This is a genomic window from Sphingomonas adhaesiva (assembly GCF_002374855.1).
Taxonomy (GTDB): Bacteria; Pseudomonadota; Alphaproteobacteria; order Sphingomonadales; family Sphingomonadaceae; genus Sphingomonas; species Sphingomonas adhaesiva.
In genome coordinates this window covers 79,442-103,708 of record NZ_NWVC01000005.1, presented here as the reverse complement: position 1 = coordinate 103,708, position 24,267 = coordinate 79,442, and the positions used below count along the sequence as shown (strand labels likewise).

At 70.6% G+C, this 24,267-nt stretch carries 18 protein-coding genes and 1 tRNA gene; 9 read left to right on the top strand and 10 right to left on the bottom strand.

What is annotated here, in order from left to right; genetic code table 11:
* Window positions 1-20: 20 nt before the first annotated feature.
* Window positions 21-1,328 carry a chloride channel protein gene (locus COA07_RS11685; RefSeq protein ID WP_066712475.1) on the top strand — a complete coding sequence of 436 codons (1,308 nt, stop codon included), beginning with the start codon at window positions 21-23 and terminating at the stop codon, window positions 1,326-1,328.
* Between the two features lie 70 nt (window positions 1,329-1,398).
* Here the strand turns inward: COA07_RS11685 and COA07_RS11680 are convergent, their stop codons facing one another.
* From COA07_RS11680 to COA07_RS11665, 4 genes are all read right to left on the bottom strand, one after another.
* On the bottom strand, window positions 1,399-1,731 hold the full coding sequence (locus COA07_RS11680; protein WP_066712478.1) for a hypothetical protein: 333 nt from the start codon (window positions 1,729-1,731) through the stop codon (window positions 1,399-1,401).
* A gap of 326 nt (window positions 1,732-2,057) precedes the next feature.
* On the bottom strand, window positions 2,058-4,739 hold the full coding sequence (gene ppc / locus COA07_RS11675) for a phosphoenolpyruvate carboxylase (RefSeq protein WP_066711466.1): 2,682 nt from the start codon (window positions 4,737-4,739) through the stop codon (window positions 2,058-2,060).
* 32 nt (window positions 4,740-4,771) lie between these two features.
* Window positions 4,772-5,212 carry an EF-hand domain-containing protein gene (locus tag COA07_RS11670; RefSeq protein ID WP_066711465.1) on the bottom strand — a complete coding sequence of 147 codons (441 nt, stop codon included), beginning with the start codon at window positions 5,210-5,212 and terminating at the stop codon, window positions 4,772-4,774.
* 19 nt (window positions 5,213-5,231) lie between these two features.
* Window positions 5,232-5,801: an HNH endonuclease gene (locus COA07_RS11665; protein ID WP_066711464.1), complete on the bottom strand. Its 570-nt coding sequence runs from the start codon at window positions 5,799-5,801 to the stop codon at window positions 5,232-5,234.
* Window positions 5,802-5,949: 148 nt separating this feature from the next.
* Here COA07_RS11665 and COA07_RS11660 point away from each other — a divergent pair, with 148 nt between their 5' ends.
* The 3 genes from COA07_RS11660 (at window position 5,950) to COA07_RS11655 (ending at window position 8,174) form a co-directional block, all read left to right on the top strand.
* Entirely contained in the window at window positions 5,950-7,749 is a 1,800-nt protein-coding gene (locus COA07_RS11660) for an aminopeptidase P family protein (protein WP_066711463.1), read from the top strand.
* The gene (locus COA07_RS18310; protein WP_157085241.1) at window positions 7,713-7,853 is read left to right on the top strand and encodes a hypothetical protein; all 141 of its coding nucleotides are present in this window, start codon (window positions 7,713-7,715) and stop codon (window positions 7,851-7,853) included. Before COA07_RS11660 ends, COA07_RS18310 begins: the two co-directional genes overlap by 37 nt.
* A 246-nt stretch (window positions 7,854-8,099) precedes the next feature.
* A tRNA-Thr gene (locus COA07_RS11655) sits at window positions 8,100-8,174 on the top strand.
* 91 nt (window positions 8,175-8,265) lie between these two features.
* Here COA07_RS11655 and COA07_RS11650 read toward each other — a convergent pair.
* Window positions 8,266-9,582, bottom strand: coding sequence for an MFS transporter (locus COA07_RS11650; RefSeq protein WP_245842134.1), 1,317 nt, complete (start codon window positions 9,580-9,582; stop codon window positions 8,266-8,268).
* A 340-nt stretch (window positions 9,583-9,922) separates the two neighbouring features.
* Between COA07_RS11650 and COA07_RS11645 the strand changes: the two genes are divergently transcribed.
* From COA07_RS11645 to COA07_RS11635, 3 genes are all read left to right on the top strand, one after another.
* Entirely contained in the window at window positions 9,923-11,689 is a 1,767-nt protein-coding gene (locus COA07_RS11645) for a sensor histidine kinase (protein WP_096641035.1), read from the top strand.
* Window positions 11,686-12,978 carry a sigma-54-dependent transcriptional regulator gene (locus COA07_RS11640; RefSeq protein WP_066711773.1) on the top strand — a complete coding sequence of 431 codons (1,293 nt, stop codon included), beginning with the start codon at window positions 11,686-11,688 and terminating at the stop codon, window positions 12,976-12,978. The genes COA07_RS11645 and COA07_RS11640 overlap by 4 nt, the downstream gene beginning before the upstream one ends.
* A 352-nt stretch (window positions 12,979-13,330) precedes the next feature.
* A complete protein-coding gene (locus tag COA07_RS11635; protein WP_066711772.1) occupies window positions 13,331-14,437 on the top strand; it encodes an NAD(P)-dependent alcohol dehydrogenase in 1,107 nt (368 codons plus the stop codon).
* Between the two features lie 77 nt (window positions 14,438-14,514).
* On the opposite strand, the gene kynA is transcribed toward COA07_RS11635, so the two are convergent.
* Genes kynA through COA07_RS11620 form a run of 3 tightly spaced genes read right to left on the bottom strand, consistent with a single transcriptional unit; the run spans window position 14,515 to window position 17,614 of the window.
* Entirely contained in the window at window positions 14,515-15,354 is an 840-nt protein-coding gene (kynA, locus tag COA07_RS11630) for a tryptophan 2,3-dioxygenase (protein ID WP_245842133.1), read from the bottom strand.
* Window positions 15,351-16,544: a kynureninase gene (gene kynU, locus COA07_RS11625; RefSeq protein WP_066711771.1), complete on the bottom strand. Its 1,194-nt coding sequence runs from the start codon at window positions 16,542-16,544 to the stop codon at window positions 15,351-15,353. Before kynU ends, kynA begins: the two co-directional genes overlap by 4 nt.
* Complete coding sequence (locus tag COA07_RS11620; protein ID WP_066711770.1) at window positions 16,541-17,614, bottom strand: AI-2E family transporter; 1,074 nt, start codon at window positions 17,612-17,614, stop codon at window positions 16,541-16,543. Before COA07_RS11620 ends, kynU begins: the two co-directional genes overlap by 4 nt.
* A gap of 130 nt (window positions 17,615-17,744) precedes the next feature.
* Here COA07_RS11620 and COA07_RS11615 point away from each other — a divergent pair, with 130 nt between their 5' ends.
* The gene (locus COA07_RS11615) at window positions 17,745-19,994 is read left to right on the top strand and encodes an O-linked N-acetylglucosamine transferase, SPINDLY family protein (protein WP_096641033.1); all 2,250 of its coding nucleotides are present in this window, start codon (window positions 17,745-17,747) and stop codon (window positions 19,992-19,994) included.
* Window positions 19,995-20,001: 7 nt separating this feature from the next.
* Here COA07_RS11615 and COA07_RS11610 read toward each other — a convergent pair whose 3' ends face one another.
* Together COA07_RS11610 and COA07_RS11605 are read right to left on the bottom strand one after the other, a co-directional pair.
* On the bottom strand, window positions 20,002-21,318 hold the full coding sequence (locus COA07_RS11610) for a glycosyltransferase (RefSeq protein ID WP_066711426.1): 1,317 nt from the start codon (window positions 21,316-21,318) through the stop codon (window positions 20,002-20,004).
* 87 nt (window positions 21,319-21,405) lie between these two features.
* The gene (locus tag COA07_RS11605; protein WP_141396526.1) at window positions 21,406-23,475 is read right to left on the bottom strand and encodes a putative bifunctional diguanylate cyclase/phosphodiesterase; all 2,070 of its coding nucleotides are present in this window, start codon (window positions 23,473-23,475) and stop codon (window positions 21,406-21,408) included.
* A gap of 132 nt (window positions 23,476-23,607) precedes the next feature.
* On the opposite strand from COA07_RS11605, the gene COA07_RS11600 reads away from it, so the two are divergent.
* Entirely contained in the window at window positions 23,608-24,228 is a 621-nt protein-coding gene (locus tag COA07_RS11600; RefSeq protein ID WP_066711425.1) for a YbhB/YbcL family Raf kinase inhibitor-like protein, read from the top strand.
* Window positions 24,229-24,267: the final 39 nt, after the last annotated feature.

Genomic DNA, 24,267 nt, shown 5'->3' with positions numbered 1-24,267 from the left:
GCATCGGTGCCCGCTGACGCATGACCGACCGCCCCCGCCCCCCGCGCCGCTGGACGCGCGCCCGCTATCTGGCGCTGATGCGCGCCACCGGCCCGCGCTCGGTCCGTTTCCGCACCCGCCTGGCGATCCTGACCGGCGCGGTCGCGATCGGGCTGGTCGCCACCCTGTTCGCCGCCGCCTCCGATGCGGCCGGCGCCTTCTTCGCGGCGCAGGCGCGCGCCCATCGCTACGCCCCGCTGGTCGTCACCCCGCTGCTGTTCGTCGCGCTGGCGTGGCTGACCCGCCGGCTCGCCCCGCTGGCGCGCGGATCGGGCATCCCGCAGGTGATCGCCGCCAGCGAGGATCCGCAGGGCGCCACCCGCTCGCTCATCTCGCCCCGCACCGTGTCGGTGAAGGCGGTGCTGACGCTCGGCGCGGTCGCCGGCGGCGCCTCGGTCGGGCGCGAAGGGCCGACGGTACAGCTTGCCGCCGCGGTGATGGGCATCAGCCACCGGCTGCTGCGCGTGCCGCTGCGGATGCCGGTGGTGATCGCGGGCGGCGCGGCGGGCGTCGCGGCGGCGTTCAACACCCCGCTCGCCGGGCTGCTGTTCGCGATCGAGGAACTGGCGTCGGCCTATGAACAGCGGGTCACGCTGCTGGTCCTGTCGGCGATCGTCATCGCGGGCATGGTCGCGCAGTCGGTACAGGGCGACTATGTCTATTTCGGGCTGATCGGCGCGCATCTGCCGATCGTGTCGGCGCTGTTGATCGCGCCGGTCGCGGGGGTCGTCGGCGGGATGGCCGGCGGGCTGTTCGCGCGGCTGATGCTGGGGATGGCCAATGGCCGCCACCGCCTGTCGCAATGGTCGCGCGCGCATCCGCTGCTGTTCGCCGGCGGCTGCGGCACCGTGGTCGCGGTGCTCGGCGTCGCGACCGGGCTGACCTGGGGCACCGGCTATTCGGCGGCGCGCGCGATGATTACCGGCGTCGACGCGCCGCTGTGGTTCGGCCCCGCGAAGTTCGCCGCGACGCTCGCCACCGCGGTCGCCGGGCTGCCGGGCGGCATCTTCGCCCCCTCGCTCGCGGTCGGTGCGGGGGTCGGCAACCTGCTGCGCGAACTGTTCCCGTCCGATCCGGCCTCCGCGGTCGTCATCCTGGGGATGGTGGCCTATTTCGCGGGCGTGGTGCGCGCGCCGCTGACCGCGGTCATCATCCTGTCCGAAACCACCGCCAGCCGCGGGCTGATGCTGCCGATGTTCGCCACCGCCTTCATCGCCGACGCCGCCAGCCGCTGGGTCTGCCGCGAAAAGCTCTACCACGGCCTGTCGCGCACCTTCGTCGGGCAGTAACGCGCGCTACGCCCGGCCCCGGCCCGTCAGCCCCCAGCCCGTCAGCCCCGGCCCGTCAGCCGCCGCCCCGTCAGCCCCGCCCCGTCAGCATCGCCGCCACGTCGCCGCGCTCGCGCACGCTCAGGTACAACAGATACGGCAGCAGGAACCCCGCCCCGCCGAAGAACGCCACCACGGCCAGCGCCAGCCCGGCGGGCGAAAAGCGGTTGCGCCACGCGGTCCACAGCGCCGACAGCGTCAGGAAACACAGGAAATCGGCGTTGAACTGCCCCGGCCAGCCGCCGCGCGCGATATCGCCCAGGAATATCGGCAACAGGTCCATGCCGTGCCGCGCGATCACCATCCCGGTATAGCCGGCCAGCGCCAGCCACCCCGCGACCAGCAGCAGACGCAATCCGCCCATTCCCCATCCTCCCCAATCCATACGGCCCATCGACCTTGTCGGCGCCGAACCTATCGCGACCTCCGGCCCGGATGCAACGCGGGCGCGCGGGTCCGCCCCGCCCCGCCTCTGGCAGGCACGGCGCTGTCCTACACGCCCCGCCTCTGCCATGGTCGCGGCGCTCCTTCGCAGCGTCGATCCCCCACCACATGCACCCGCGCCCGCGCGGGGCAGGTCGCGCGCACGCGCCACCCACGCGCCCGCGACGCGACACCCGCGCGCCGCGCAGGCGACGTCGCACCGCGCCGGCGTCTCAACATTCGCAACATTCGCGACGTCGGGGCGCGTCAGCCCGAATTGCGCAGCGCGGTCGCGATCGCGTTGATCGACAGCAGGATGCCCTGCCGCACGCGCTCGTCATCCTCGCCCGCGCGGTGCCGCTTCATCAGCTCGATCTGCAACAGGTTCAGCGGCTCGATATAGGGCAGCCGCAGGCGGATCGACGCATCCAGCGCCGGGTGGCGTTCCAGCAGATGCGCCTGCCCGGTCACGTCCAGCAAGCCGTCGTGCGTCTGCTGCCAGCCGTCACGGATGCGGCCGAACACCGCGTCGCGCAAGGCATCGTCCTCGACCAGCCCGGCATAGCGGCCGGCGATCCCCATGTCGGACTTGGCCAGCACCATCTCCATGTTCGCCAGCGTCGCGGCGAACAGCGGCCAGCCCTGTGCCATCTCGCGCAGCAGGCCGCGGTCCTCGAACGCGGCGATCGCCTGCCCCACGCCGTACCAGCCCGGCAGCATGACGCGCGCCTGCGCCCAGCTGAACACCCACGGGATGGCGCGCAGGTCCTCGATCGCGTCGGATTGCTTGCGGCTGGCCGGGCGGCTGCCGATCTTGAGGCCGGCAATCTCGGCGATCGGCGTCATCTGGCGGAAGAAGGTGCGGAACCCCTCGGTCCCGTACACCAGCCCGCGATAGGCGTGGAACGCCGCCTCCGACAGCGCGTCCATCGCCGCGCCGAACGTCGCATTCTCGCCGTTCGACAGCTGCGCCGGCTCCAGGCTGGCCAGCAGCGTCGCCGATGCCATCGCCTCCAGGTTGGTCGTCGCGCTTTCGCGCGTGCCGTACTTGCCCGCGATCACCTCGCCCTGTTCGGTGATGCGGATGCGCCCCTGCACCGTGCCCGGCGGCTGCGCGCGGATCGCGGCGAAGCTCGAACCGCCGCCGCGCCCCACCGCGCCGCCGCGCCCGTGGAACAGCTGCATGCCGACGCCCACCGCGTCGAACACCGGCTTCAGCGCCGTCGACGCCTTCGACAATTGCCACGTCGACGTCAGGTACCCGCCGTCCTTGTTGCTGTCGGAATAACCGATCATCACTTCCTGGTGGCCGCGCGCGGTGGCGATGCCGCGCACCTCCGGAATCGCGAACCATTCGGTCATGATCGCCGGTGCCGCCTCCAGATCCTCGATCGTCTCGAACAGCGGCGTGGCCATGATCGCGGCGGTCGCGGCGCTATCCTCGCCACCCGGGCGGTACAGGCCGACTTCCTTCAGCAGCAGGTGCACTTCCAGCAGGTCCGACACCGACTTGGTCATCGACACGATATACTGGCGGATGCACGCCGCGCCGTAGGTCGCATGCGCCGCCGCCGCCGCGCGGACGATCGCCAGTTCGGATGCGGTCTCCTCCGAATAATCGGCGAACGGGCTGGTCAGCGGGCGCGGCGTGGCCAGTTCCTGGCGCAGCAGCATGACGCGCGCATCCTCGCCCAGCGCCGCATAATCGTCGCACACGCCGGCCTTGGCCAGCATCTCGGCCACCACGCGCTCGTGCACCGCACTGTTCTGCCGCAGGTCCAGCGTGGCCAGGTGGAAACCGAACACCTCGACCGCGCGGATCAGCCGCCCCAGCGCGCCGCCGGTGCCCAGCAGGCCGTCGCCATTGCCCGACAGCGGCCGCGCCAGCGTCACCAGGTCGGCGCGCAGCGCGGCCGGATCGGGATAGGGCGCGCCGCTCAGATGCCCCGGCCGCGGCGGCGCCTGCCCGGTGATCGCACGGTACGTCGCCGCGACGCGCGCATAGATCCCCGACAGCGCGCGGCGATACGGCTCGTCGCTGCGGCTCTCGGCGGTGTCGCCGCTCGCCTCGGCCAGCGCCAGCACGCCCTCGTCGACCGCCGCATGGTGCGCGGAGATCGACAGTTCCGATCCCATCGCGTGCAGCTGGTCCATGTAGAAGCCCAGCACCGCCTGCGCCGCCTTCGCCAGCGCGGTGCGCAGCGAATCGGCGGTGACGAACGGGTTGCCGTCGCGGTCGCCGCCGATCCAGCTGCCCGGCTTCAGGAACGACGGCACGCGCTCGCCCATCGCGCGGTCCCAGCGCTGGTACAGCGCCGGGATCACCGGCAGGAACACCTCGCGCAGGTAACTGAGCGCGGTGTCCACCTCGTCGACGACGTACAGCCGCTCGCGCCGCAGCACGCGCGTCTGCCACAGCAGCGCGACCTGCCGCACGATCGCCTCGTCCACCCGGTCGCCGTCCGGGGTCGTCTCGATCCCGCGGTCGCGCAGCGCCATCAGCTGGGCGATGCGGTTGCGGTGGTCGATCATGCTCTTGCGCCGCACCTCGGTGGGGTGCGCGGTCAGCACCGGCGCGATCAGCGCATCGTCCAGCAACGCGGCCACCGCCTCGCGCCCGATCCCCTCGCGCGACAGCCGGTCGAGCGCGGCGGCCAGGTCGGCCCCCTCCTCCGCGGCGATCCCCTGCCGGTCCTCGGCCAGGTTGGCCAGCATCGAGAACAGCATGAACCCGCGCACGAAGTCGAGCGTCTCGTCCAGGTCCAGCGTCCCCAGCTCCGCATCGGGCGATGCCTGGTGGTTGCCGCGGTGCCGCTCGACCGATGCCGAACGGATCGCCTCGGTCCGCTCGTACAGTTTCTCCCCGCCATAGGCGCGGATCACGTCGCCCAGAACGCGGCCCAGGTAACGGACATCGGGATTGTTGGTGATCGGAGGAAGCGTGGCCATGGCGCCTTTGCTGCGCTGCACCAGCGCCGCGGTCAACCCGCCTTCGACGCAGTCGCGTTCGTCGCCGGCTCGTCGGCGGGGGTCGGCAGGTCGATTTCGTGCTGCTCGCGCGCGCGCTCGCGCTCGTCGCTGGTCACGGTGCCGTCGTGATTGGCATCCTGCCGGTCGAACCGCGCCATCATCCAGCGGCTCCATTCCTCGTTCGAGATCCAGCCGTCGCGGTTGGCGTCGATCTCGTCGAACCGGTCCTGCAGCCGCTTGGGCAGTTCGGTGCGGGTCAGCTTGTCGTCGTTGTTGACGTCCAGCCGCCGGAACCGGCGCTCCACCACCCCGCCATAGTCCAGCCGCGACATGACGAAGGGGGGGACGTAATTGTCGAGCTCGCCGGTCTCCAGCGCCTTCTGCTCCTCGCTCGTGCCGGAACAGGCGGCCAGCGCGATCGCGCCGGCCACCACCACCAATGTCGTCCGCATGCTTGTCCCGGCTCCGTCGTTACGCTTCCAGCTCAACATCCCAATAGAGCCAGTCGTGCCATGTTTCGTGAAGATAATTCGGCGGAAAGCGTCGGCCGTGTTCCTGAAGGTGCCAGCTGGTCGGGCGGATCGGCTCGATCGCCAGCGGCATCGAGGCCTGTCGCGGGGTGCGCCCGCCCTTCTTCAGGTTGCACGGGGCGCAGGCGGTGACGACATTCTCCCAGGTCGTCCGCCCGCCCTGCGCCCGCGGAATGACATGGTCGAACGTCAGCTCGCGCGCGGTGCTGCCGCAATATTGGCAGGCGAAGGTGTCGCGCAGGAACAGGTTGAACCGCGTGAAGGCCGGGAATTGCGACGGCCGCACGAATTGCTTCAGCGCGATCACCGACGGCAGGCGCATTGTCTGCGTCGGGCTGCGCACCTCGCGCTCGTAATGTGCGACGATGTCGACACGGTCCAGGAACACCGCCTTCACCGCGGTCTGCCACGGCCAGATGCTCAGCGGGTAATAGGACAAGGGCGTATAATCGGCGTTCAGCACCAACGTGGGGCAACTGTCCGGATGCCGGATCAGATCGGGATGGAACACGCTTCGACGTCCCCCTTTCCGCTTTCGTGCCGGGGCATGTCGCCCATCGGCGTGACGGCATGATGACACCACGCGCGACCGGGTCAAGGCTGGTCGCGGCGAAGCGGTTGTGCCACGACATCGGCCGCCCCTTATCAACGGACGTGCCATGTCGACCCATTCCGCCCGCCTCGCCGCGCTTCGCGACCAGCTGACGCAGACGCGCCTCGACGGTTTCGTCGTGCCGCTGACCGACGAGCATATGAGCGAATATGTCGGCGCCTATGCGCAGCGGCTGGCGTGGCTGACGGGGTTCCAGGGATCGGCCGGCGCGGCGGTGGTGCTGTCGCAGGAAGCGGCGATCTTCACCGACGGGCGTTACACGCTGCAGGTGCGCGAACAGGTATCCGCCGACGACTGGCAGTTCGTCGGCGTCCCCGACACCAGCATCGCCGCCTGGCTGCGCGACCACGCGCCCGCCGGCGCGCGGATCGGCTATGATCCGTGGCTGCACACCGCCGCCTGGGTGGCGGAGGCGCGCGCTGCGCTGGCGGCCGCGGGGGCCGAACTGGTCGCGGTGGAGGCCAACCCGGTCGACGCGGTGTGGCCGGACCGTCCCGCACCGTCCGATGCGGTAATGACCGTCCAGCCCGACGCAGTCGCCGGCCGTTCCTCGGCAGCCAAGCGCGCCGATGTCGCCGACTGGCTGGTCGGCGCCGGCGCCGACGCGACGGTGATCGCCGCGCTCGATTCGATCGCCTGGCTGCTCAACGTGCGCGGCGGCGATGTCGCGCGCACCCCGGTCTCACTTGCCTATACGATCGTCCATGCCGACGGCACCGCCGACCTGTTCGTCGCCCCCGACAAGGTGACGCCGGACGTCGCCGAGCATCTGGGCAATGCCGTGCGCGTCCATGACCGCACCGCCTTCGCCGCGGCGCTGGCAGACCTGTCGGGCAAGCGTGTCGCGATCGACCCGGCCTTTTCCGTGGCGGCGATCGCGCAGGCGGTGGAACAGGCCGGCGGCACCGTCCTGCCGCTGCGCGACCCCGTGATCCTGGCCAAGGCGACGAAGAATCCGGTCGAGGTCGCCGGGCATCGCGCCGCCTCGATCCGCGACGGCGCGGCGCTGACGCGCTTCCTGCGCTGGATCGCGGCGGAGGCGCCCAGGGGCGGGCAGACCGAATTGTCCGCCGCGGCGCAGCTCCACCGCTTCCGCGCCGACACCGGGCTTCTCAGGGACCTGTCGTTCGACGCCATCTCCGCGACCGGGCCGCACGGCGCGATCCCGCATTACCACGTCACCGACGAATCGAACCTCGCGATCGAGACGGGCCAGCTCTACCTGATCGATTCGGGCGGCCAGTATCAGGACGGCACCACCGACGTGACCCGCGTCGTGCCGATCGGCACGCCCACCGCGGAGATGCGCGACCGCTTCACCCGCGTGCTGAAGGGGCATATCGCGCTGGCCACCGCGGTCTTCCCGCGCGGGACGACCGGCGGACAGCTCGACTCGCTGGCTCGGCTGCCGCTGTGGCAGGCGGGGCTGGATTTCGCGCACGGCACCGGCCACGGCGTCGGCAGCTTCCTATCGGTACACGAAGGCCCCGCGCGGATCGCCAAGCCCAGCTATGGCGGCACCGGCCCGTTCGAGCCGCTGCTGCCGGGCATGATCCTCTCGAACGAGCCGGGCTATTACAAGGCGGGTGAATACGGCATCCGCATCGAGAACCTGCTGCTGGTGGTCGAGCGCGACCTGCCCGGCGGCGAAGCGACGATGCTGGCGTTCGAGACGCTGACGCTGGCGCCGATCGACCGCGATCTGATCGATCCGGCCCTATTGACGGACGCCGAACTGATGTGGCTCAATGCCTATCACGCCCGCGTCGCCGAGGAACTGGCGCCGGCGCTGGGCGCGGAGGATCTGGCATGGCTCACGTCAAGGTGTTCGCCCGTCGCACGCTGATCGTCGCGGCATTCGTCGGGGGGTTGGGGATCGCCTCGCTGGGGGCATGGCAGGGAATCGCCGCCGCCTTCACGCTGGGTCATTACGCAACAGCGACGCGCTGACCGGCCGATCGCCGTCGGCTGGCGCGGGTTTATCCTGCGTCGCCCCTTCATGGGCTTTCGTAGCCCGCGCCTGTGCCTTGCGCCGCTTCAGATTGGCGCGCAGCTGCTCGGCGAGCCGCGCCGCCCGTTCGTCCCGCCCCCGTTCGTCCCGATCGCTCATCCTTTTCGCGCTACCCGCGCCGATCCGGCTTGACAATCGGCCCCACCTCGTCTCTTAGGCCCGCTCCCGCCCGCAAGGTGGTGAGTGCTGCCGTAGCTCAGTGGTAGAGCGCATCCTTGGTAAGGCTGAGGTCGTGAGTTCAATCCTCACCGGCAGCACCATTTTTTCCGACGCCGATCATCGACCCGAACCGTGCGTCGCGCGCGGGACGCGCCGCTGTGCCGGACATGCCGGACGGCGGCGCCCGTCGCCTCAATCCTCCGCGATCAGGCTGTCCTGACGGGTGTCGCGCATCCGCAGGTAGACGATCAGCGACACGCCGATCATCGCGGTGACATACCAGTAGAAGCCCTGCTCCCACCCGGACGACTTGAACTTCAGCGCCACCCACTCGGCGGTGCCGCCGAACAGCGTATTGGCCAGCGCATAGGGCAGCGCGACGCCCAGCGCGCGGATATGCGCGGGGAACAGCTCCGCCTTCACCACCGCGTTGATCGAGGTATAGCCCGTCACGATGATCAGCGCGGCCATAACCAGCAGTCCGGCGGTGAACATGTCCTGCGTGTGCTGGAGCGCGGTGAAGATCGGATCGGTGAACAGCACCCCCGACACGCCGAACGCGATCATCAGCGGCTTGCGCCCGATCCGGTCGCTCAGTGCGCCCGCCACCGGCTGGAGCAGCATGAACACGAAAAGCGTCACGGCGTTGATCTGCGTCGCCGCTTCCTTGGTGAAGCCCGAGGTGTTGACCAGGAACTTCTGCATGTAGATCGAATAGGCGTAGAAGGCGAGCGTACCCCCGGCGGTCAGCAGCATGACAAGCGCGGTTTCCTTTGGATGATGGCGCAGCAGCGCGAGGAAGCCCGATTTCGGTGCATCGCCCTTCTTGGCGTTCTTGAAGCTCTCGGTCTCCGCCAGCCCGCGGCGCAGGCGGAAGACGACGACCGCGAGCACCGCGCCCACCGCGAACGGAATCCGCCAGCCCCATTCCTCCAGCGCAGGCTTGCTCATCACGTTCTGGAGCAGGAGCAGCAGCAGGATCGCAAGCAACTGGCCCGAAATCAGCGTGACATATTGAAACGACGAGAAGAAGCCGCGCCGGTCCTTGCCCGCCATTTCCGACAGATAGGTCGCGCTGGCGCCATATTCGCCGCCCACCGACAGCCCCTGCATCAAACGCGCGATCACCAGCAGCGCCGGCGCCAGGACGCCGATGGTGGCATAGCCGGGCGTCAGCGCGATGATCAGCGAGCCGGCGCACATCAGCGTGACCGACAGCGTCAGCCCCGCCTTGCGCCCGTGGCGGTCGGAATAGACGCCCATCACCCAGGCGCCGATCGGCCGCATGACGAAGCCGACCGCGAAGACCGCGGCGGCGCTCAGCAGCTGCGCGGTCTGGTTGCCGCTGGGGAAGAAATGCGGCGCGAAGTAGAGGGTGAAGGCGGCGTAGACATACCAGTCGAACCATTCGACCAAATTGCCGGTCGACCCACCGATGATCGATTTCAGCCGCATGTTGGTCGTCGGTGGCGCGTCCTGCGCGGCGTAGGTCATGGGTTGGGCCGCCATCTCGTCTCTCCCAATGTCGTTCGAAGGCATCATCACAAGCGGAAACCGTCGGGCTGCGCGGGGGTGGCGCAGCGGGGATGGCAGACGCCCACCGGCACGACCGTGCGACGGGTGAAGCAGGGGCCATCACGGTGCGGGAACGCCATCATCCATCCTCTCGCGACCGACGTTTCGGTATGCCGACAGCATGATGCCGGCGGGACGATCGGCAAAATCCTCACGCATACGCGTTATTTTGCAGCAATATCAAAACTCTAGTCCATCCTTCGCCACCTTGCGACCGGCCATCTGTGCACGATTCCGCATGACAGCCACCGCAAAAGTGCAGCATCCTGCAACAATGCCGCCACGCCGCGCCCTTCCCCTGATACTGGCCTGCCTTGCCGCCGCGACGATCGGGCTGCTCGGCTGGCTCGCGGCGGCGGCGTGGCTCGACCGTTCGGCGATCGCCGATCTGCGCGACGAGGCGAGGCGCGTCGCGGCTCAGCAGAACCGGTTGTTCTCTAGCGACCTGCTGCCGTTCCGCCTGCTGCCGCTGGTGCTGGGCGAATATACCGACCTGGACGAGGCGCTGCGCCGCGGCGACACCGACGCGCGGCGACGGATGGACGGCAAGCTGAAGCTGCTGGCGGAGCGGACCGGCGCCCCCGTGCTCTACCTGATCGACCGGACCGGCCGCACCGTGTCGGCGTCCAATGCCGATACCGCGGAGAGCTTCGTCGGACGCGATTACCGGTTCCGGCCCTATTTCATCCGCGCGATGCAGGACGGCGCGGCGGAATATTACGCGGTCGGCAACGTCAGCGGGCGCCCCGGCCTGTTCCTGACGCGCCGGATCGGCGCCGCGGACGATCCGGCGGGCGTGATCGTCGTGAAGGTGGAATTCGACAAGCTGGTGCGGATCTGGCGCGGCGATCCCGGCCAGACCTTCATCATCGACGGGCGCGGCATCATCCTGCTGGCCACCGATCCCGCCGAACGCTTCCGCATCACGCGCCCGCTCACCGCCGCGGCACGCGCCGCCATCGCCGGTGCGTCGCAATTCGGCGCGGCCCCGTTGACACCGACCCGCTACAGCTGGCGTGGCGACGGCACCGCGCGGGCGCCGGACGGCGCGCGGCTGATTGTCGGCACCGCGACGATGCCGGTGCCCGGCTGGCGGCTGGTCCATGTCGTCCCGGTGGCGGGCGCGCTGCACGACGCGGCCAATCTGGCGCGGCTGATCGGGCTGGTCGCGGCGCTGCTGGCGGGCATCGTCGCCGGCCTGCTGCTGTGGCGGATGACCCGCGCCGCGGACGCCGCCCGCGAACGCACCGCGCTGGAAAGCGCGGTCGCCGCCCGTACCGCCGAACTGCGCGACGAGATCGCCGAGCGCGCGCGGATCGACCGGCGCTTCCGCGAGGCGCGCGAGGAACTGGCACAGGCCAACCGGCTGGCGTCGCTGGGGTCGATCACCGCGGGGCTGGCGCATGAGATCAACCAGCCGGTCGCGACGATCCGCACCCTGTCGGAAAACGCACGCGCGCATTTGGATGCCGGGCGGCTCGACCGGGTGGCCGCCAATCTGGACAGTGCGGTCGCGCTGACCGCGCGGATCGGCGCGATCACGCAGGAAATGCGCGGCTTCGCGCGGCGCGGCACGGGGACGATCGGGCCGGTTGCGCTCGACGCGGTGATCGCGGGCTCGCGCCTACTGATCGGCGACCGCGTTCGCGCCGCGGGGGTCGCGCTGGACTGGCCGCCGCCCGGGCAGCCATCGGTGATCGCGGGGCGGGTCCGGCTGGAACAGGTGCTGGTCAACCTGCTCCAGAACGCAGTGGACGCGGTGGCGGGACGCGCCGACGCGCAGGTCGCGCTGACGGTCGATGCCGCTGGCCCGACCATCGCGCTGACCGTCGCGGACAATGGCCCGGGGATCGATCCGGCGATCGCCGACCAGATCTTCGATCCCTTCGTCACCGGCAGGCGCGACGGGCTGGGGCTGGGGCTGGGAATCGTGCGGGACATCGTCACCGCCTTCGACGGCATGGTCGCCGTCGTGCCCTCGCCGCTGGGCGGGGCGGCGTTCCGCGTGACCGTCGCGCTGGCGAAGGAGGCACCACAATGACCGTCCTGCTGATCGACGACGACGATGCGTTGCGCGCCGCCATCGCCGACACGTTCGCGATCGCGGGCATCGCGGTGGAGCCCCATGCCGATCCGCGGAGCGCGCTGCGCCGGATCACCCCCGATTTTGCGGGTGTCGTGGTCACCGACATCCGGATGCCGGGGATGGATGGCCACGCCGTGTTCGATGCGGTGCACGCCGCCGACGCGGAAGTGCCGGTGCTGCTGATGACCGGCCACGGCGACATCCCGATGGCGGTGGCGGCGATGGAGCGCGGCGCGTTCGATTTCATCGCCAAGCCGTTCGCGACCGATCATCTGGTCGCCAGCGTCCGCCGCGCGCTGGAAACGCGGCGGCTGGTGCTGGAGAACCGCCGCCTGCGCGCCGAGCTGCCCGCCGCGGAGGAGGATTTTCCGCTGATCGGCACCACCGCGGCGATGGCCGCGCTGCGCGCCGCGATCCGCCAGCTGGCGCAGGTCGAGGTCGACGTGCTGATTGAGGGGGAGACCGGCACCGGCAAGGAACTGGTCGCGCGGATGCTCCACCGCCAGAGCCGGCGCCGCGCGCGCGAGTTCGTCGCGATCGACTGCGCCGCGCTGCCCGATCATCTGGCGGACGAGGCGCTGTTCGGCAGCCGCCTTGCGCAGGGGCGGATCGGTGATGCCGACCGCGGCACATTGTTCCTGGACGAGATCGACAGCATGTCGGCCGCGGTGCAGGGCAAGCTGCTGCGGGTGATCGAGGAGCGCGAACTGCCCCCGGTCGGCGGCGGATCGCCGCGCAGCGTCGACCTGCGCATCGTCGCCGCGGCGAAGGGCGATCTGGCGCAGGCCTGCGCGCAGGGGCGGTTCCGCGAGGATCTGCTGTACCGGCTGGAAACGGTGCGCGTGCGTATCCCGCCACTGCGCGAGCGGCGCGCGGACGTGCCGCTGCTGTTCCGCTATTTCCTTCAGGAGGCGGCCGAGCGGTTCGGCCGCCCGGTGCCCGACCTGACCGCGCCGGTGGAAGCGCGGCTGATGACCGATCCGTGGCGCGGGAACGTGCGGGCGCTGCGCAATTTCGCGGTGCAGACGGTGCTCGCCTTGCCGGTCACCGATGGGGAGGACGGCACCCTGCCGCTGGCCGAGCAGGTCGCGCGCTTCGAAGCCGCGGTCATCGTCGAGGCGCTGACCAAGGCCGCTGGCGACGTCACCAGTGCCGCACAGGCGCTGTCGGTGTCGCGGCGCAGCCTGTATGATCGCCTGCAACGCTATGGGCTGGACGCCAGCGAGCATCGCCGTCCGGGGTGACCGGCGCCAGCATCGATCAAGCTGCCGCCGCGGCGGCCAGTGGCGAGGATGCAATACAGTTGTTCTATAAATCTGCTTGCCGTGATATGCCGTCGGGAAGGCAAGCGCCGCCGCGATGTTCCCCGCGACCCGATCCCATGGTCGCCCGGACCGTCACGCGCTCCTGCGGCCTGGGACGGGAGGGAAATCGTTCGTGCGCTGGCGGCGGTTCATCGGCAGCGATCGGCAATGAAGGATCGCCGAACGGCTCGGCGTCGCCAGCCGATACCATGTCCCTCGCCCCCCCCGCCCGACACGCCGATCGGTCGCCGAGCGGCCGGCGCCATATCACCAATGAACGGAGAGAGTTACGATGCAGACCACCGCCGCCGTCGCCCGCATGCCAAAGGGCGATTTCTCCATCGAGGAGGTGACGATCGACGCGCCCCGCGCAGGCGAGGTGCGCGTCAGGATCGCAGGCGTCGGCCTGTGCCACACCGACCTGATCTTCCGCGATCAATTCGCCCCCTACCCGCTGCCCGCCGTGCTGGGGCATGAGGGTGCCGGCGTGATCGAGGCGCTGGGCGACGGGGTGGAGGGGCTGGCGGTCGGCGACCGCGTCGTCCTGGGCTTTTCCAGCTGCGGGCAGTGCGCGCGCTGCGCCGAACACCTGCCCAGCTATTGCCGCGATTTTCCGCCGATGAACTATGCCGGGATGCGGCTGGAGGACGGGTCGAAGGCCTATGTCGCGAACGGCGAGGCGATCTCCTCGCACTTCTTCGGCCAGTCCAGCTTCGCCGCGCAGGCGATCGTGCGCGCGCGCAACGTCGTGAAGGTGGAGGATGCGGACGCGCCGCTCGACATCCTCGGCCCGCTCGGCTGCGGGCTGCAGACCGGCGCGGGCGGCGTGATGCGGTCGCTGGCGTGTCCGGCGGGCAGCTCGATCGCGATCGTCGGCGGTGGCCCGGTCGGCCTTGCCGCGGTCATGGGCGCGAAGGTTCAGGGCTGCTCCACGATCGTGCTGGTCGAACCGGTCGCGGCACGCCGCGAACTGGCGCGCGAACTGGGCGCCACCCATGTCGTCGATCCCACCGCTGGCGACGTGACCGAGGCGCTGCGCGCGCTGATCCCCGACGGGTTCGATTTCGCGTTCGACACCAGCGGACGCGTCGATGCGATCCAGGCGGCGCTGGGCGCGCTGACGTCGCGTGGAATGATCGGGCTGGTCGGCGTGCCGCCCTCTGCTGAGGACGGCATCACCATCAACATCGCCGCGATGATCACCTACGGCCAGCGTGTCGTCGGCATCATGGAGGGCGACAGCGACCCGCAGACGTTCATCCCGCAGCTGATCGCGCTGCATCGCGACGGCCGCTTCCCGTTCGACCGGCTGGTGCGCACCTTCCCGCTCGCGCAGATCAACGAGGCGATCGCCGCGCAGGCGCGGGGCGATTGCGTGAAGGTGGTGCTGATCCCCTGATCGTCGCGACGCACCGGGTCGTGGCGATGCACCCGGTGCGTTCGACGGGCGTGCCGTATCGGCGCGCCGGCGCGACCTCACATTTGCGTGCGCACGCGCCACAATTCCGGGAACAGCACCACGTCCAGCATCCGGCGCAGATACGCTACACCGGAGGTGCCCCCGGTGCCGCGCTTCGATCCGATGATCCGTTCCACGGTGGTGACGTGGTTGAACCGCCAGCGCCGGAAATAATCCTCGAAATCGACCAGCTTCTCGGCCAGCTGGTACAGATCCCATTGCCCGGCGGGATCGGCGTAGACGCGCGCCCACGCCGCCACCAGTGCGTCGCTGTCGGCGCGCGGCTGCGACAGGTCGGCGCGCTCCGCCTCCACCGCGAAGCCGCGCCGCGCCAGCAGCCGAATCGCCTCGTCATACAGGCTCGGCCGCGCCAGGATCGCGCGCAGCCGCGCGTCCAGGTCGGGGCGATGCGCATGCGGGGTCAGCATCGCGGTGTTGCGATTGCCCGCCACGAATTCGACCGCGCGATACTGGTACGACTGAAAACCCGACGACTGGCCCAGCGCGTCGCGGAACTCCGAATATTCCGACGGGGTCATCGTGCGCAGCACGTCCCACGCGCCGTTCAGCTGTTCGAAGATCCGCGCCACCCGCGTCAGCATCTTGAACGCCACGTCCAGCCGGTCGGTGGCGATCGCGGTGCACGCCGCCTCCATCTCGTGCAGCGCCAGCTTGAGCCACAATTCGCTGGTCTGGTGCTGGACGATGAACAGCAGTTCGTCGTGCGCGTGCGACAGGGGGTGCTGCGCGTCCAGAATGGTGTCGAGCGACAGGTAATCGCCATAGGACATTCGCCCCCGGAACGACATCTGCGCGCCGTCATGCGCCGTGGCGTCAGACGCGCCGTCGTCGCTCACGTCACCGCCTGGCGCTGCTGAAAGCGCGGGTCGCGCCACGCCTCGTCGCGCATGATCGTCGCCAGCACCCCGGCGGCGCGCACCACCTCTTGCTCGCTCAGGTACAGCGGCGTGAAGCCGAAGCGCAGGATGTCGGGCGCGCGCACGTCGCCGATCACGCCGCGGTCGATCAGCGCCGCCATGACCGGATAGGCGTGCGGATGGCGGAACGACACCTGGCTGCCGCGCTGCGCCGCGTCGCGCGGGCTGGCCAATTCCAGCGCCGGGCATTGCGCCTCCACCTCGGCGATGAAGCGCTCCGACAGCCGCAGCGACGCGGCGCGCACGTCGCGCATGTCGACCATGTCCCACACCTCCAGCGCCGCCTCCAGCGCGGCGAGCGCGATCACCGGCGGGGTGCCGACGCGCATCCGCTCGATCCCCGCACCGGGACGATAGGCCGCGTCGAACGCGAACGGCGCCTCATGCCCCATCCACCCCGCCAGCGCCGGGCGCGCGACAGCGGCGTGGCGCGGCGCGACGTGGATGAACGCCGGGGCGCCCGGTCCGCCGTTGAGATATTTGTACGTGCACCCGACCGCGAAATCGGCGCCGGCGCGCGTCACGTCCACCGGGATCGCGCCCGCCGAATGCGCCAGGTCCCAGATCGCCAGCGCGCCCGCCTCGTGCGCGACGCGGGTCAGCGCCGCCATGTCGTGCAGTCGCCCGGTGCGGTAATCCACCTCGGTCAGCAGCGTCGCCGCGACATCCCCGGTGATCGCGCCCGCCACCTCCTCCGGCGCGACGACACGCAGTTCGTGCCCCTGCCCCAGCGTGTCGAGCAGCCCCTGCGCGATGTACAGATCGGTGGGGAAGTTGCCGCTGTCGGACAGAACGATGCGCCGTCCGGGGCGCAGCGCCAGCGCCGCGGCGAGCGCCTGATAGACCTTGATCGACAGTGTGTCGCCGACGACGACGCTGCCGGCCGGCGCCCCGATCAACCGCGCGATCCGGTCGCCGACGCGCGCGGGCTGGGTCATCCACCCGGCATCGTTCCACGCGCGGATCAGCCGCTCGCCCCATTCGGCGCGGATCGTCCGCTCGACACGCGCCGCCGCACCGCGCGGCAGCACGCCCAGCGAATTGCCGTCGAGGTAGATCACCCCCTCCGGCAGGTCGAACGCCGCGCGGGTCGCGGCGAAATCCGTCATGCGACCGGCTCCGTCGCCGCCCCGCGCCGCTCCTCGGTCAGGATCTGCCACCCGGTGATGAACAGCGCGGCGACCAGCGGGCCGACTACGATGCCGCTCAGCCCGAACATCTCGATCCCGCCCAGCGTCGTTACCAATACCACCCAGTCGGGAATGCCGGTGTCACGCCCGACCAGGATCGGGCGCAGGATATTGTCGGCCAGTCCGATCACCAGCACGCCCGACGCGATCACCACCGCGCCCTGCCACACCCCGCCGGTGGCCAGCAGGTAGATCGCCACCGGCCCCCACACCAGCCCTGGGCCGATCGCCGGCAACAGCGCCGCAACCGCCATCAGCAGCCCCCATAGCAAGGCGGCGGGCACGCCCACGATCCAGAAGGTGATCGCCCCCAGCGCGCCCTGCACCAGCGCGACGATCACCGACCCCTTGATGGTCGCGCGCACCACCGCCACGAACTTGTCGACCAAGCGCGCGGCGACGCCGCGCTCGACCGGCAACGCATCGCGCACCTGCGGTCCCAGCCGGTCGCCGTCGCGCAGCAGGAAGAAGGTGGCGTACAGCCCGACGCCCAGCGCCAGCAGGAACGACAGGGTGTTGCGCCCGATCGACAGCGCCTGGTTGGCCAGCGTCTGCACGCTGTTGCTGGCCAGTTCCGACACCTGCGCCTGCGCGCGTTCGAACGTGCCGAACCCGGCATTGTCCAGCGCGGTGCGCAGCCGCACCGGCAGGGCATCGCGGATCTGGCGGAAATATTCGCCGAAATTGATCTGCCCGGATCGCACCTTGGCATAGACGCCGATCGCCTGGTCCAGGATCAGGCTACCCAGCAGGAACGCCGGCACCACCACCGCGACGGTGATGATCAGCAGCGTCAGCGCCGCCGCCGTGTTGCGCCGCCCGCCGACGCGCGGCAGCAGCCAGCGGAACAGCGACTGGAACAGGATCGCGGCCAGCGTCGCCCATAGCAAAGCGCCGGCAAAGCCCGACACGATCGTCGCCAGCCCGATCGTGATCAGCGCCAGGAACAACAGGAATCCGCCCGTCTCCAGGCGACGTTGGTCGATCATCGTGTCCGCTCACCCCCGAAAAATCGTGTCCTGAACCCGCGCCGCGGCGCGGCGGTTCCGGCCCGCTTCCTAACGCCGCGTTAACCATGTCACCGTACACGCCGATGGCAATCATCGGTAAGGGTCCATCATGGCGGGCAGCCTCGACAGCGCATTGCACAAGGCGGCCCTTGCCGAAAAGCGCGGCGACATCGCGGAGGCGCGGCGGCTGCTGGATGCGGTGCTGGCGCGCTTCCCCGCCAACCGGCGCGCGCGCGCCGCAGCCGATCGGCTGGCGGAGCACGCGGCGCAGGCCGAGGCCGCACCGTTCGAGGATCTCTCACGGCTCCACGCGCGCTACGCCGCGGGCGATCATGCCGCCGCCGCCGCGGGCGCGCGGGCGCTGGCGGCCGACTGGCCGCGCGATGCGCGTGTCCATGCGCTGCTGGGCGGCGCACTGCTGGCGGACGACGATGCGCTGGCGGCGATCGCGGCATTGCGCACCGCGATCGCGCTGGCTCCGGGCGAGGCGGCCTATCACAGCAACCTGGGCGTGGCGCTGCGTCGCACCGGCCGCGCGGCGGACGCCGAGGCGGCCTATCGCGCCGCGATCGCCGCCGCGCCCGATCATGTCGACGCGCATTTCAACCTCGCCAATCTGCTGGGCGCGCAGCGGCGCTTTGCCGACGCCTTCGCCGCCTATGACCGCACGCTGGCACTGGCGCCGCGGCACGTCACCGCCTGGTACAATCGCGCCAACCTGCACCGCACCGCGCGCGATGCGACCGCGGCGCTGCGCTGCTATCTGGCGCTGCTCGACATCGCGCCCGATCACGCCGACGGCCTCAACAACATGGGGTCGCTGCTAATCGAGCTGGATCGCCCGGCGGAGGCGCTCGCCGCCTGCCGCCGCGCGACGCAGGCCGCGCCCGACAACCTCAAGGCGTGGCTCAACCTGGGGCAGGCCGCCGAAATGGCCGGCGCGCTGGATGAGGCGCAGGCCGCGCTCGCGCGTGCCGCCGCGCTCGACCCCGACGACGCGCACGCGCGCGCGCACCTGCTGTTCCTGGAAGCCTATATGGCCGACTGGCACGCGCGCGATACGTTCGCCGCGTTGCCGATCGCGGCGGCGGCGGCGGACCGCGTGATCGAGCCGTTCGTGGCGCTGCCGTTCGAGGACGATCCGACCCGCCAGCTGGCGCGCGCCCGCGTCTATGCGCAGTCCAGCTTCGCGCGCACCGCGCCGCCGCTGGTCCCCGCCGCGCCGCGCGGCGATGCGCGCATCCGCATCGGCTATGTCTCCGCCGATTTCTACGATCACGCCACGCTCTACCTGATGGCCGGGCTGCTGCGCGAACACGATCGTTCGCGGTTCGAGGTGCGCGCCTATAACTACGGCCCCGGCGACGGCAGCGCGGCGCGCGCGGCGATCCTCCCGCACCTCGACGCCTTCGTCGACCTGCGCGCGCTGGACGATGCCGCCGCGGTCGCGCGCGTGCGCGACGACGCGCTCGACATCGCGATCGACCTGAAGGGCTATACCAAGGGCGCGCGCGGGTCGCTGTTCGTCGATCGCATCGCGCCGGTGCAGATCGGCTGGCTGGGCTATCCCGGATCGCTGGGCGGCGACGCACTCGACTATATCATCGGCGATGCGGTGGTGATCCCGCCGGGCGAGGAGCATCATTACAGCGAACGCGTGATCCGCCTGCCCGGCAGCTATCAGGCGAACGACGATCGCCGCGCCATCGCCGATGCCGCGCACACCGATCGCGCCACGTTCGGCCTGCCGGACGATGCGCTGGTGCTGTGCTGCTTCAACCATCCGTACAAGATCGGCCCGCGCGAATTCGACCTGTGGGCGCGGCTGCTTCATGCGGTGCCCGATGCGGTGCTGTGGCTGCTGCGTCCCAATCGCTGGGCGGAGGCGAACCTGCGGCGCGAGGCGGCGGCGCGCGGCATCGATCCGGCGCGGCTGGTGTTCGCCGACATGGTGCCGCATGCCGAACATCTGGCGCGCCACGTCCATGCCGACCTGTTCCTCGATACCTTTGCGGTCAACGCGCACACCACCGCCAGCGACGCCTTGTGGGGCGGCGTGCCGGTGCTGACGCTGGCGGGGCGGCAGTTCGCCGCGCGCGTCGGTGCCAGCCTGGTGACCGCGATCGGCCTGCCCGAACTGGTCGCGCACGGCGAGGGGGACTATGAAGCGACCGCGCTGGCACTGGCGCACGACCGTGCGGCGCTGGCCGGGCTGCGCGCGCGGCTGGCGGCGAACCGGCGGACGATGCCGCTGTTCGACACCGCGCGCCACGCCCGCGCGATCGAGGCGGCCTATGCCACCGCGCACCGCCGGCGGCTGGACGGGCTGCCGCCCGCCGCCTTCGACGTCGCTGACTGACCGGGCCTTACGCCGCCAGCTGCATGTCCTGCTTCGACAGCAGCGCCAGCAGCGACGCACCGTCGAAGAACCACAATTGCTCCATCGACAGCGCGCGCGACCGGCGGATCGTCTGCGCGAACGTATGGGGCGTGTACCAGGCGAGGTGGTCGGGGTGGATCACCTCAACGAAGGTCTGACGCTCGGCGCTATAATCGAACCGCTCGCCGCGGCACTGGAACACGTCGGGCACCGCGACGAAGAAACAGGGCGCGTCGATCGCCTCCAGCCGCGCCAGGAACGCCGCCGCATCGGGCACCTGCGCCATCATCGCGGGCGCGATCACCACGTCGTAGCGACCGGCGATCTCGTCCCACTCCGTCACCAGCCGCCCCGCTGCATCGGGCGCGAGCCGCGTCAGCGCGGCAAGATCGGGGTCGTAGCCGTCCAGCACACCGCACGCCGGCGCCAGCTGGCGATACAGCGCGCCGTCGTCGCCGGCGCAGCCGATGTGCAGCACGCGCTTGCCCGCGCACATATGCGCGAACACGTCGGCGGGCGGCAGCGTGGCGATCGCGCTGCTGACCGGGACACGGTGCACCCAGCGCGCGGCATGGCGCGATTCGAGCGGGGATACGGTGTCGACCGGCGTCGCGGCGACCGGCGCGGGGACGGGCGCCGCCCCTGCCGCCGCCGTCGCCTCCGCGCTCACGTCGCTGGCGTGCAGCTGGTCGTAGACGCCGCGCGTCGATCCCCAGAATTGATGCGCATAAACCGGGTCGCGCCCCTGATAGGTCAGGCCCGTGAAATGCGTCGGGATGAAATAATGGCTGGGATAGATGCGCAGCGCCGAATAGGTGTAGCGGCGATAGCTGTCGGTCAGCCGCTGCGGCCCGACCGTCACCCATGCCATATCCTCTACGACACTGGGCATCGCGGCGATATCGTCGATGATCCGCCGGACGAACGGATTGGCCGGCACGCTCCCGAAATAGCCAGCCGCGATCAGCCCCGGCCGCGCGATCTCGTTCTCCCAGCAGGCGAACGCCTCGCAATCCAGCAGGTGATCGTCCAGCGCGCGCAGGCAGATGCTGTCGGCGTCGATCACGATCCCGCCATGCGCATGCAGGATTTCCCAGCGCATCATGTCGGCAACGCCGTTCAGCTCGCGTCCGCACATCGCGGCCATGTGGCGACGGTTGACCCATTCGGTACCGTCCAGCTCGGCATTGCCCCACACGCGCACCTCCCAGTCGGGGTGGAACGCGCGCCACGTGTCGATGCAATTGTCGGGACGGATCGTCTCGTCGCCCACCCAGATGAAGTGCAGTATCTTGGGTATCACGTGCATCGTCCCATCAAGCGCGCCGTCCGCGTGCGCGCGCATCCTGGACGGATATGGTTAACGCGCCGCTAAGGGCCACCCCTGGCGTCAGGCGGCGGCGACGCGCGCCAGCGGCAGCGGCGCGGGCCGCCCGATCAGATAGCCCTGCACCTCGTCGCACGCCCATTGGCGCAGCATCGCCAGCTGCACCTCGGTCTCCACGCCCTCCGCCACCACCGGGATCCCCAGGCTGCGCCCCAGTGCGATCACGCTGCGCACGATCGACGCCGACGGCGCATGATCGGCCATCGACATGACGAAGCTGCGATCGACCTTCAGCTTGTCGAACCGGAATTCGCGCAGATTGCCCAGGCTGGAATAGCCGGTGCCGAAATCGTCCATCACCACCCGCGCGCCGCGCGCCTGCAATTCGCGCAGCGTCGCCAGCACCGCCTCGCTGTTGCGGCCCAGCAGCGTCGCGCTTTCGGTCACCTCGAACTCCAGCCGCTCCGGCGCGATACCGTGGCGGTGCGCGGTGGCCAGCAGCTCGGCGGCCAGCGCCGGTTCGCGGAACTGGATCGGCGACAGGTTGAGCGCGATCGACAGCGACGGGTCGGCGCGCGCGATATGCGCCATCGCGCTGTCGGCCACCCACCGCCCGATCGCGGCGATATCGCCGCTCGCCTCCGCCAGCGGCACGAACACGTCGGGGGCCACCTCCCCCAGCTCGGGGTGCGACCAGCGCAGCAGCGCCTCGTACCCGGTCGTCGCCAGCGTATGCGCATCGGCGATCGGCTGGAACAGCAGCCGCATCTCGCCGCGGTCGATCGCACCGTCCAGGTCGCGGCCCAGCCGCCAGCGCAGCCGCACCTCCTCCTTCAGCCGGTCGTCGAAGAAGCGCGCGGTGTTGCGCCCTTCCGACTTGGCGCGGTACATCGCCATGTCGGCCAGATTGTACAGCTCCTCGAAATCCTGGTCCGGGCCGGACACCGCGATCCCTACGCTCATGCGCAGCGTGATCTCTTCCTTGGCGGTTTCGGCCAGCGCGGCGAAGATGCGCTGCAACAGCGCCTCGGCCGCGCGCGGTTGCTGCGCGGCGGCCTGGATGATCGCGAACTCGTCCCCGCCCAGCCGCGCGACCAGATCGTCGCCGCGCGCCGCGTCGCGCAGCAGCTGCGCCGCCCGCTTCAGCGCGCGATCGCCGCCGGCATGGCCGAAGCGGTCGTTGATCGCCTTGAAATCGTCCAGGTCGATGGCGAACACCGCCACCGTATCCCCGGTGCGCGCGCTGCGCGCCAGTTCATGCGCCAGCCGCTCCTCGAACAGCAGGCGGTTGGGCAGGCCGGTCATCACGTCGTGATGCGCCAGGAACGCCACCCGCCGCTCCGCGCGCCGCCGCTCCTGCATCGCCCCGCGATATTCGGCCAGCCCGCGCGCCAGCTCGCCCAGCTCGTCCGGGCGATCCGCACCCGGCACGTCGGCGCGCTCGTCCTGCCCGGCGTTGAACTGGCGCAGCCGCTCCGCGATCGCCAGGATCGGGCGGATCACCGTCCGACGCATCCAGATCACCAGCAGCGCCAGCGTCGCCAGCATCGCGGTTCCGCCGATCAGCACGTGCAGGCGGTTGCGCCGCACCTTGAACGCGCTGCGCGCCACCGCATCGTCGATCCCGTGGGTCAACGCACGGCGCAGGTCGGCGCGCACCTGTTCCAGCCGGTTCAGCGTGCCCAGGAACTGCGGCATCCGCCGCTTGATCGCCGCGGGGTCCTGCTGGGCGGCGGCCAGCATCGCGGCGCCTTCCACCGCGAATTCGCGCGCCGCCGCACCGCGCTCGGCCAGCAGCGGCGCGATATCGCGGGGCACGGACTCGTCATCGCGTGCCGCGGCACCAGCCGCGAACACCCGCAACTCACGACCGACGCGATCGGCCTGGGCCGGCTCCACCGGCTCGCCACGCTCGGCCACGCGGGTCAGGTCGCCCAGCGCGAGCCGGAGGTGCTGCTGCGCTTCGTCCCCGTTATTCTCCTCGCGCAGGATCTGGCTCAGGGCGGCGACGCGGACATTCTCCAGGCTGACGTCGCGCGCGATCACGCCGCCGCTGAACAGCAGCCCGAGCGCCAGTGCGAGCACCAGGCCGAAGGCGCATAGGGCGCGGAACGAGATCGAGCGCGGCAACATGATGGCAAGTACCGACCGAGGTGACAGATTCAGGTTACGTAATCCTTTATCGCGCGCCCTTCGCCACCGAACGCGCCCCGCGGCGTTGTCCCCCTTGAAACACTCGCGATGGACGATGGAAGGAAGGCCGCGATGCTCGAACATCTTCCCCACTGGCTGGGCAGCCTGTTGCGCCCGGTCCGCGCCGGCCATGCCAGGCTGGCGATCGTGCAGGACGGCATCGCCCCGCCCGCCGCGCGCCTGTCGCTGACCAGCCCGGCGTTCGCCGACGGCGGGCGCCTGCCGGTGCGCTTCACCGCCGACGGCGATGGCGTGTCGCCCCCGCTGATGTGGCACGGCGTCCCCGCCGATGCGGCCGCGCTGGCGCTCCTGGTCGAGGATCCTGACGCGCCCACCCCCAGCCCGCTGGTCCACGCGCTGCTATGGGATCTGCCGCCCGGCGACGGCGCGCTGGCCGAAGGCGTGATCGCGCCGGATTCGGGTGAGGATATCGGCCGCAACAGCTATGGCGCGCACGGCTGGCTGCCGCCCGATCCGCCCAACGGCCACGGCAGCCACGATTATGTGTTCCAGCTGTTCGCCCTGTCGCGGGTGCCGATGCTGGACGAAGGCGCCGGGCGCGCCGCGCTGCTCGATGCGATCCGCGGGCATGTGATCGACGCCGCGCTGCTGACCGGCACCTATTCGCGCGGCGAAGAAGCGCCCGTCGGCCCGGTCGGGAGCGGGGAAGCGGCGGTGGCAACGGGCGGCTGACGGGCTCGGCCCGCCGCCGCGCCGCCACGCCCCGGCGTC

Bases quoted from the DNA above. Each gene is read 5' to 3' on its own strand.
- COA07_RS11670 (WP_066711465.1), bottom strand. From the start codon at position 5,212: ATGCGGACGACATTGGTGGTGGTGGCCGGCGCGATCGCGCTGGCCGCC.
- COA07_RS11660 (WP_066711463.1), top strand. From the start codon at position 5,950: ATGTCGACCCATTCCGCCCGCCTCGCCGCGCTTCGCGACCAGCTGACG.
- COA07_RS11650 (WP_245842134.1), bottom strand. From the start codon at position 9,582: ATGGCGGCCCAACCCATGACCTACGCCGCGCAGGACGCGCCACCGACG.
- COA07_RS11645 (WP_096641035.1), top strand. From the start codon at position 9,923: ATGCCGCCACGCCGCGCCCTTCCCCTGATACTGGCCTGCCTTGCCGCC.
- COA07_RS11635 (WP_066711772.1), top strand. From the start codon at position 13,331: ATGCAGACCACCGCCGCCGTCGCCCGCATGCCAAAGGGCGATTTCTCC.
- COA07_RS11685 (WP_066712475.1), top strand. From the start codon at position 21: ATGACCGACCGCCCCCGCCCCCCGCGCCGCTGGACGCGCGCCCGCTAT.
- COA07_RS11605 (WP_141396526.1), bottom strand. From the start codon at position 23,475: ATGTTGCCGCGCTCGATCTCGTTCCGCGCCCTATGCGCCTTCGGCCTG.
- COA07_RS18310 (WP_157085241.1), top strand. From the start codon at position 7,713: ATGGCTCACGTCAAGGTGTTCGCCCGTCGCACGCTGATCGTCGCGGCA.
- COA07_RS11615 (WP_096641033.1), top strand. From the start codon at position 17,745: ATGGCGGGCAGCCTCGACAGCGCATTGCACAAGGCGGCCCTTGCCGAA.
- COA07_RS11640 (WP_066711773.1), top strand. From the start codon at position 11,686: ATGACCGTCCTGCTGATCGACGACGACGATGCGTTGCGCGCCGCCATC.
- ppc (WP_066711466.1), bottom strand. From the start codon at position 4,739: ATGGCCACGCTTCCTCCGATCACCAACAATCCCGATGTCCGTTACCTG.
- kynU (WP_066711771.1), bottom strand. From the start codon at position 16,544: ATGACGGATTTCGCCGCGACCCGCGCGGCGTTCGACCTGCCGGAGGGG.
- COA07_RS11620 (WP_066711770.1), bottom strand. From the start codon at position 17,614: ATGATCGACCAACGTCGCCTGGAGACGGGCGGATTCCTGTTGTTCCTG.
- COA07_RS11680 (WP_066712478.1), bottom strand. From the start codon at position 1,731: ATGGGCGGATTGCGTCTGCTGCTGGTCGCGGGGTGGCTGGCGCTGGCC.
- COA07_RS11600 (WP_066711425.1), top strand. From the start codon at position 23,608: ATGCTCGAACATCTTCCCCACTGGCTGGGCAGCCTGTTGCGCCCGGTC.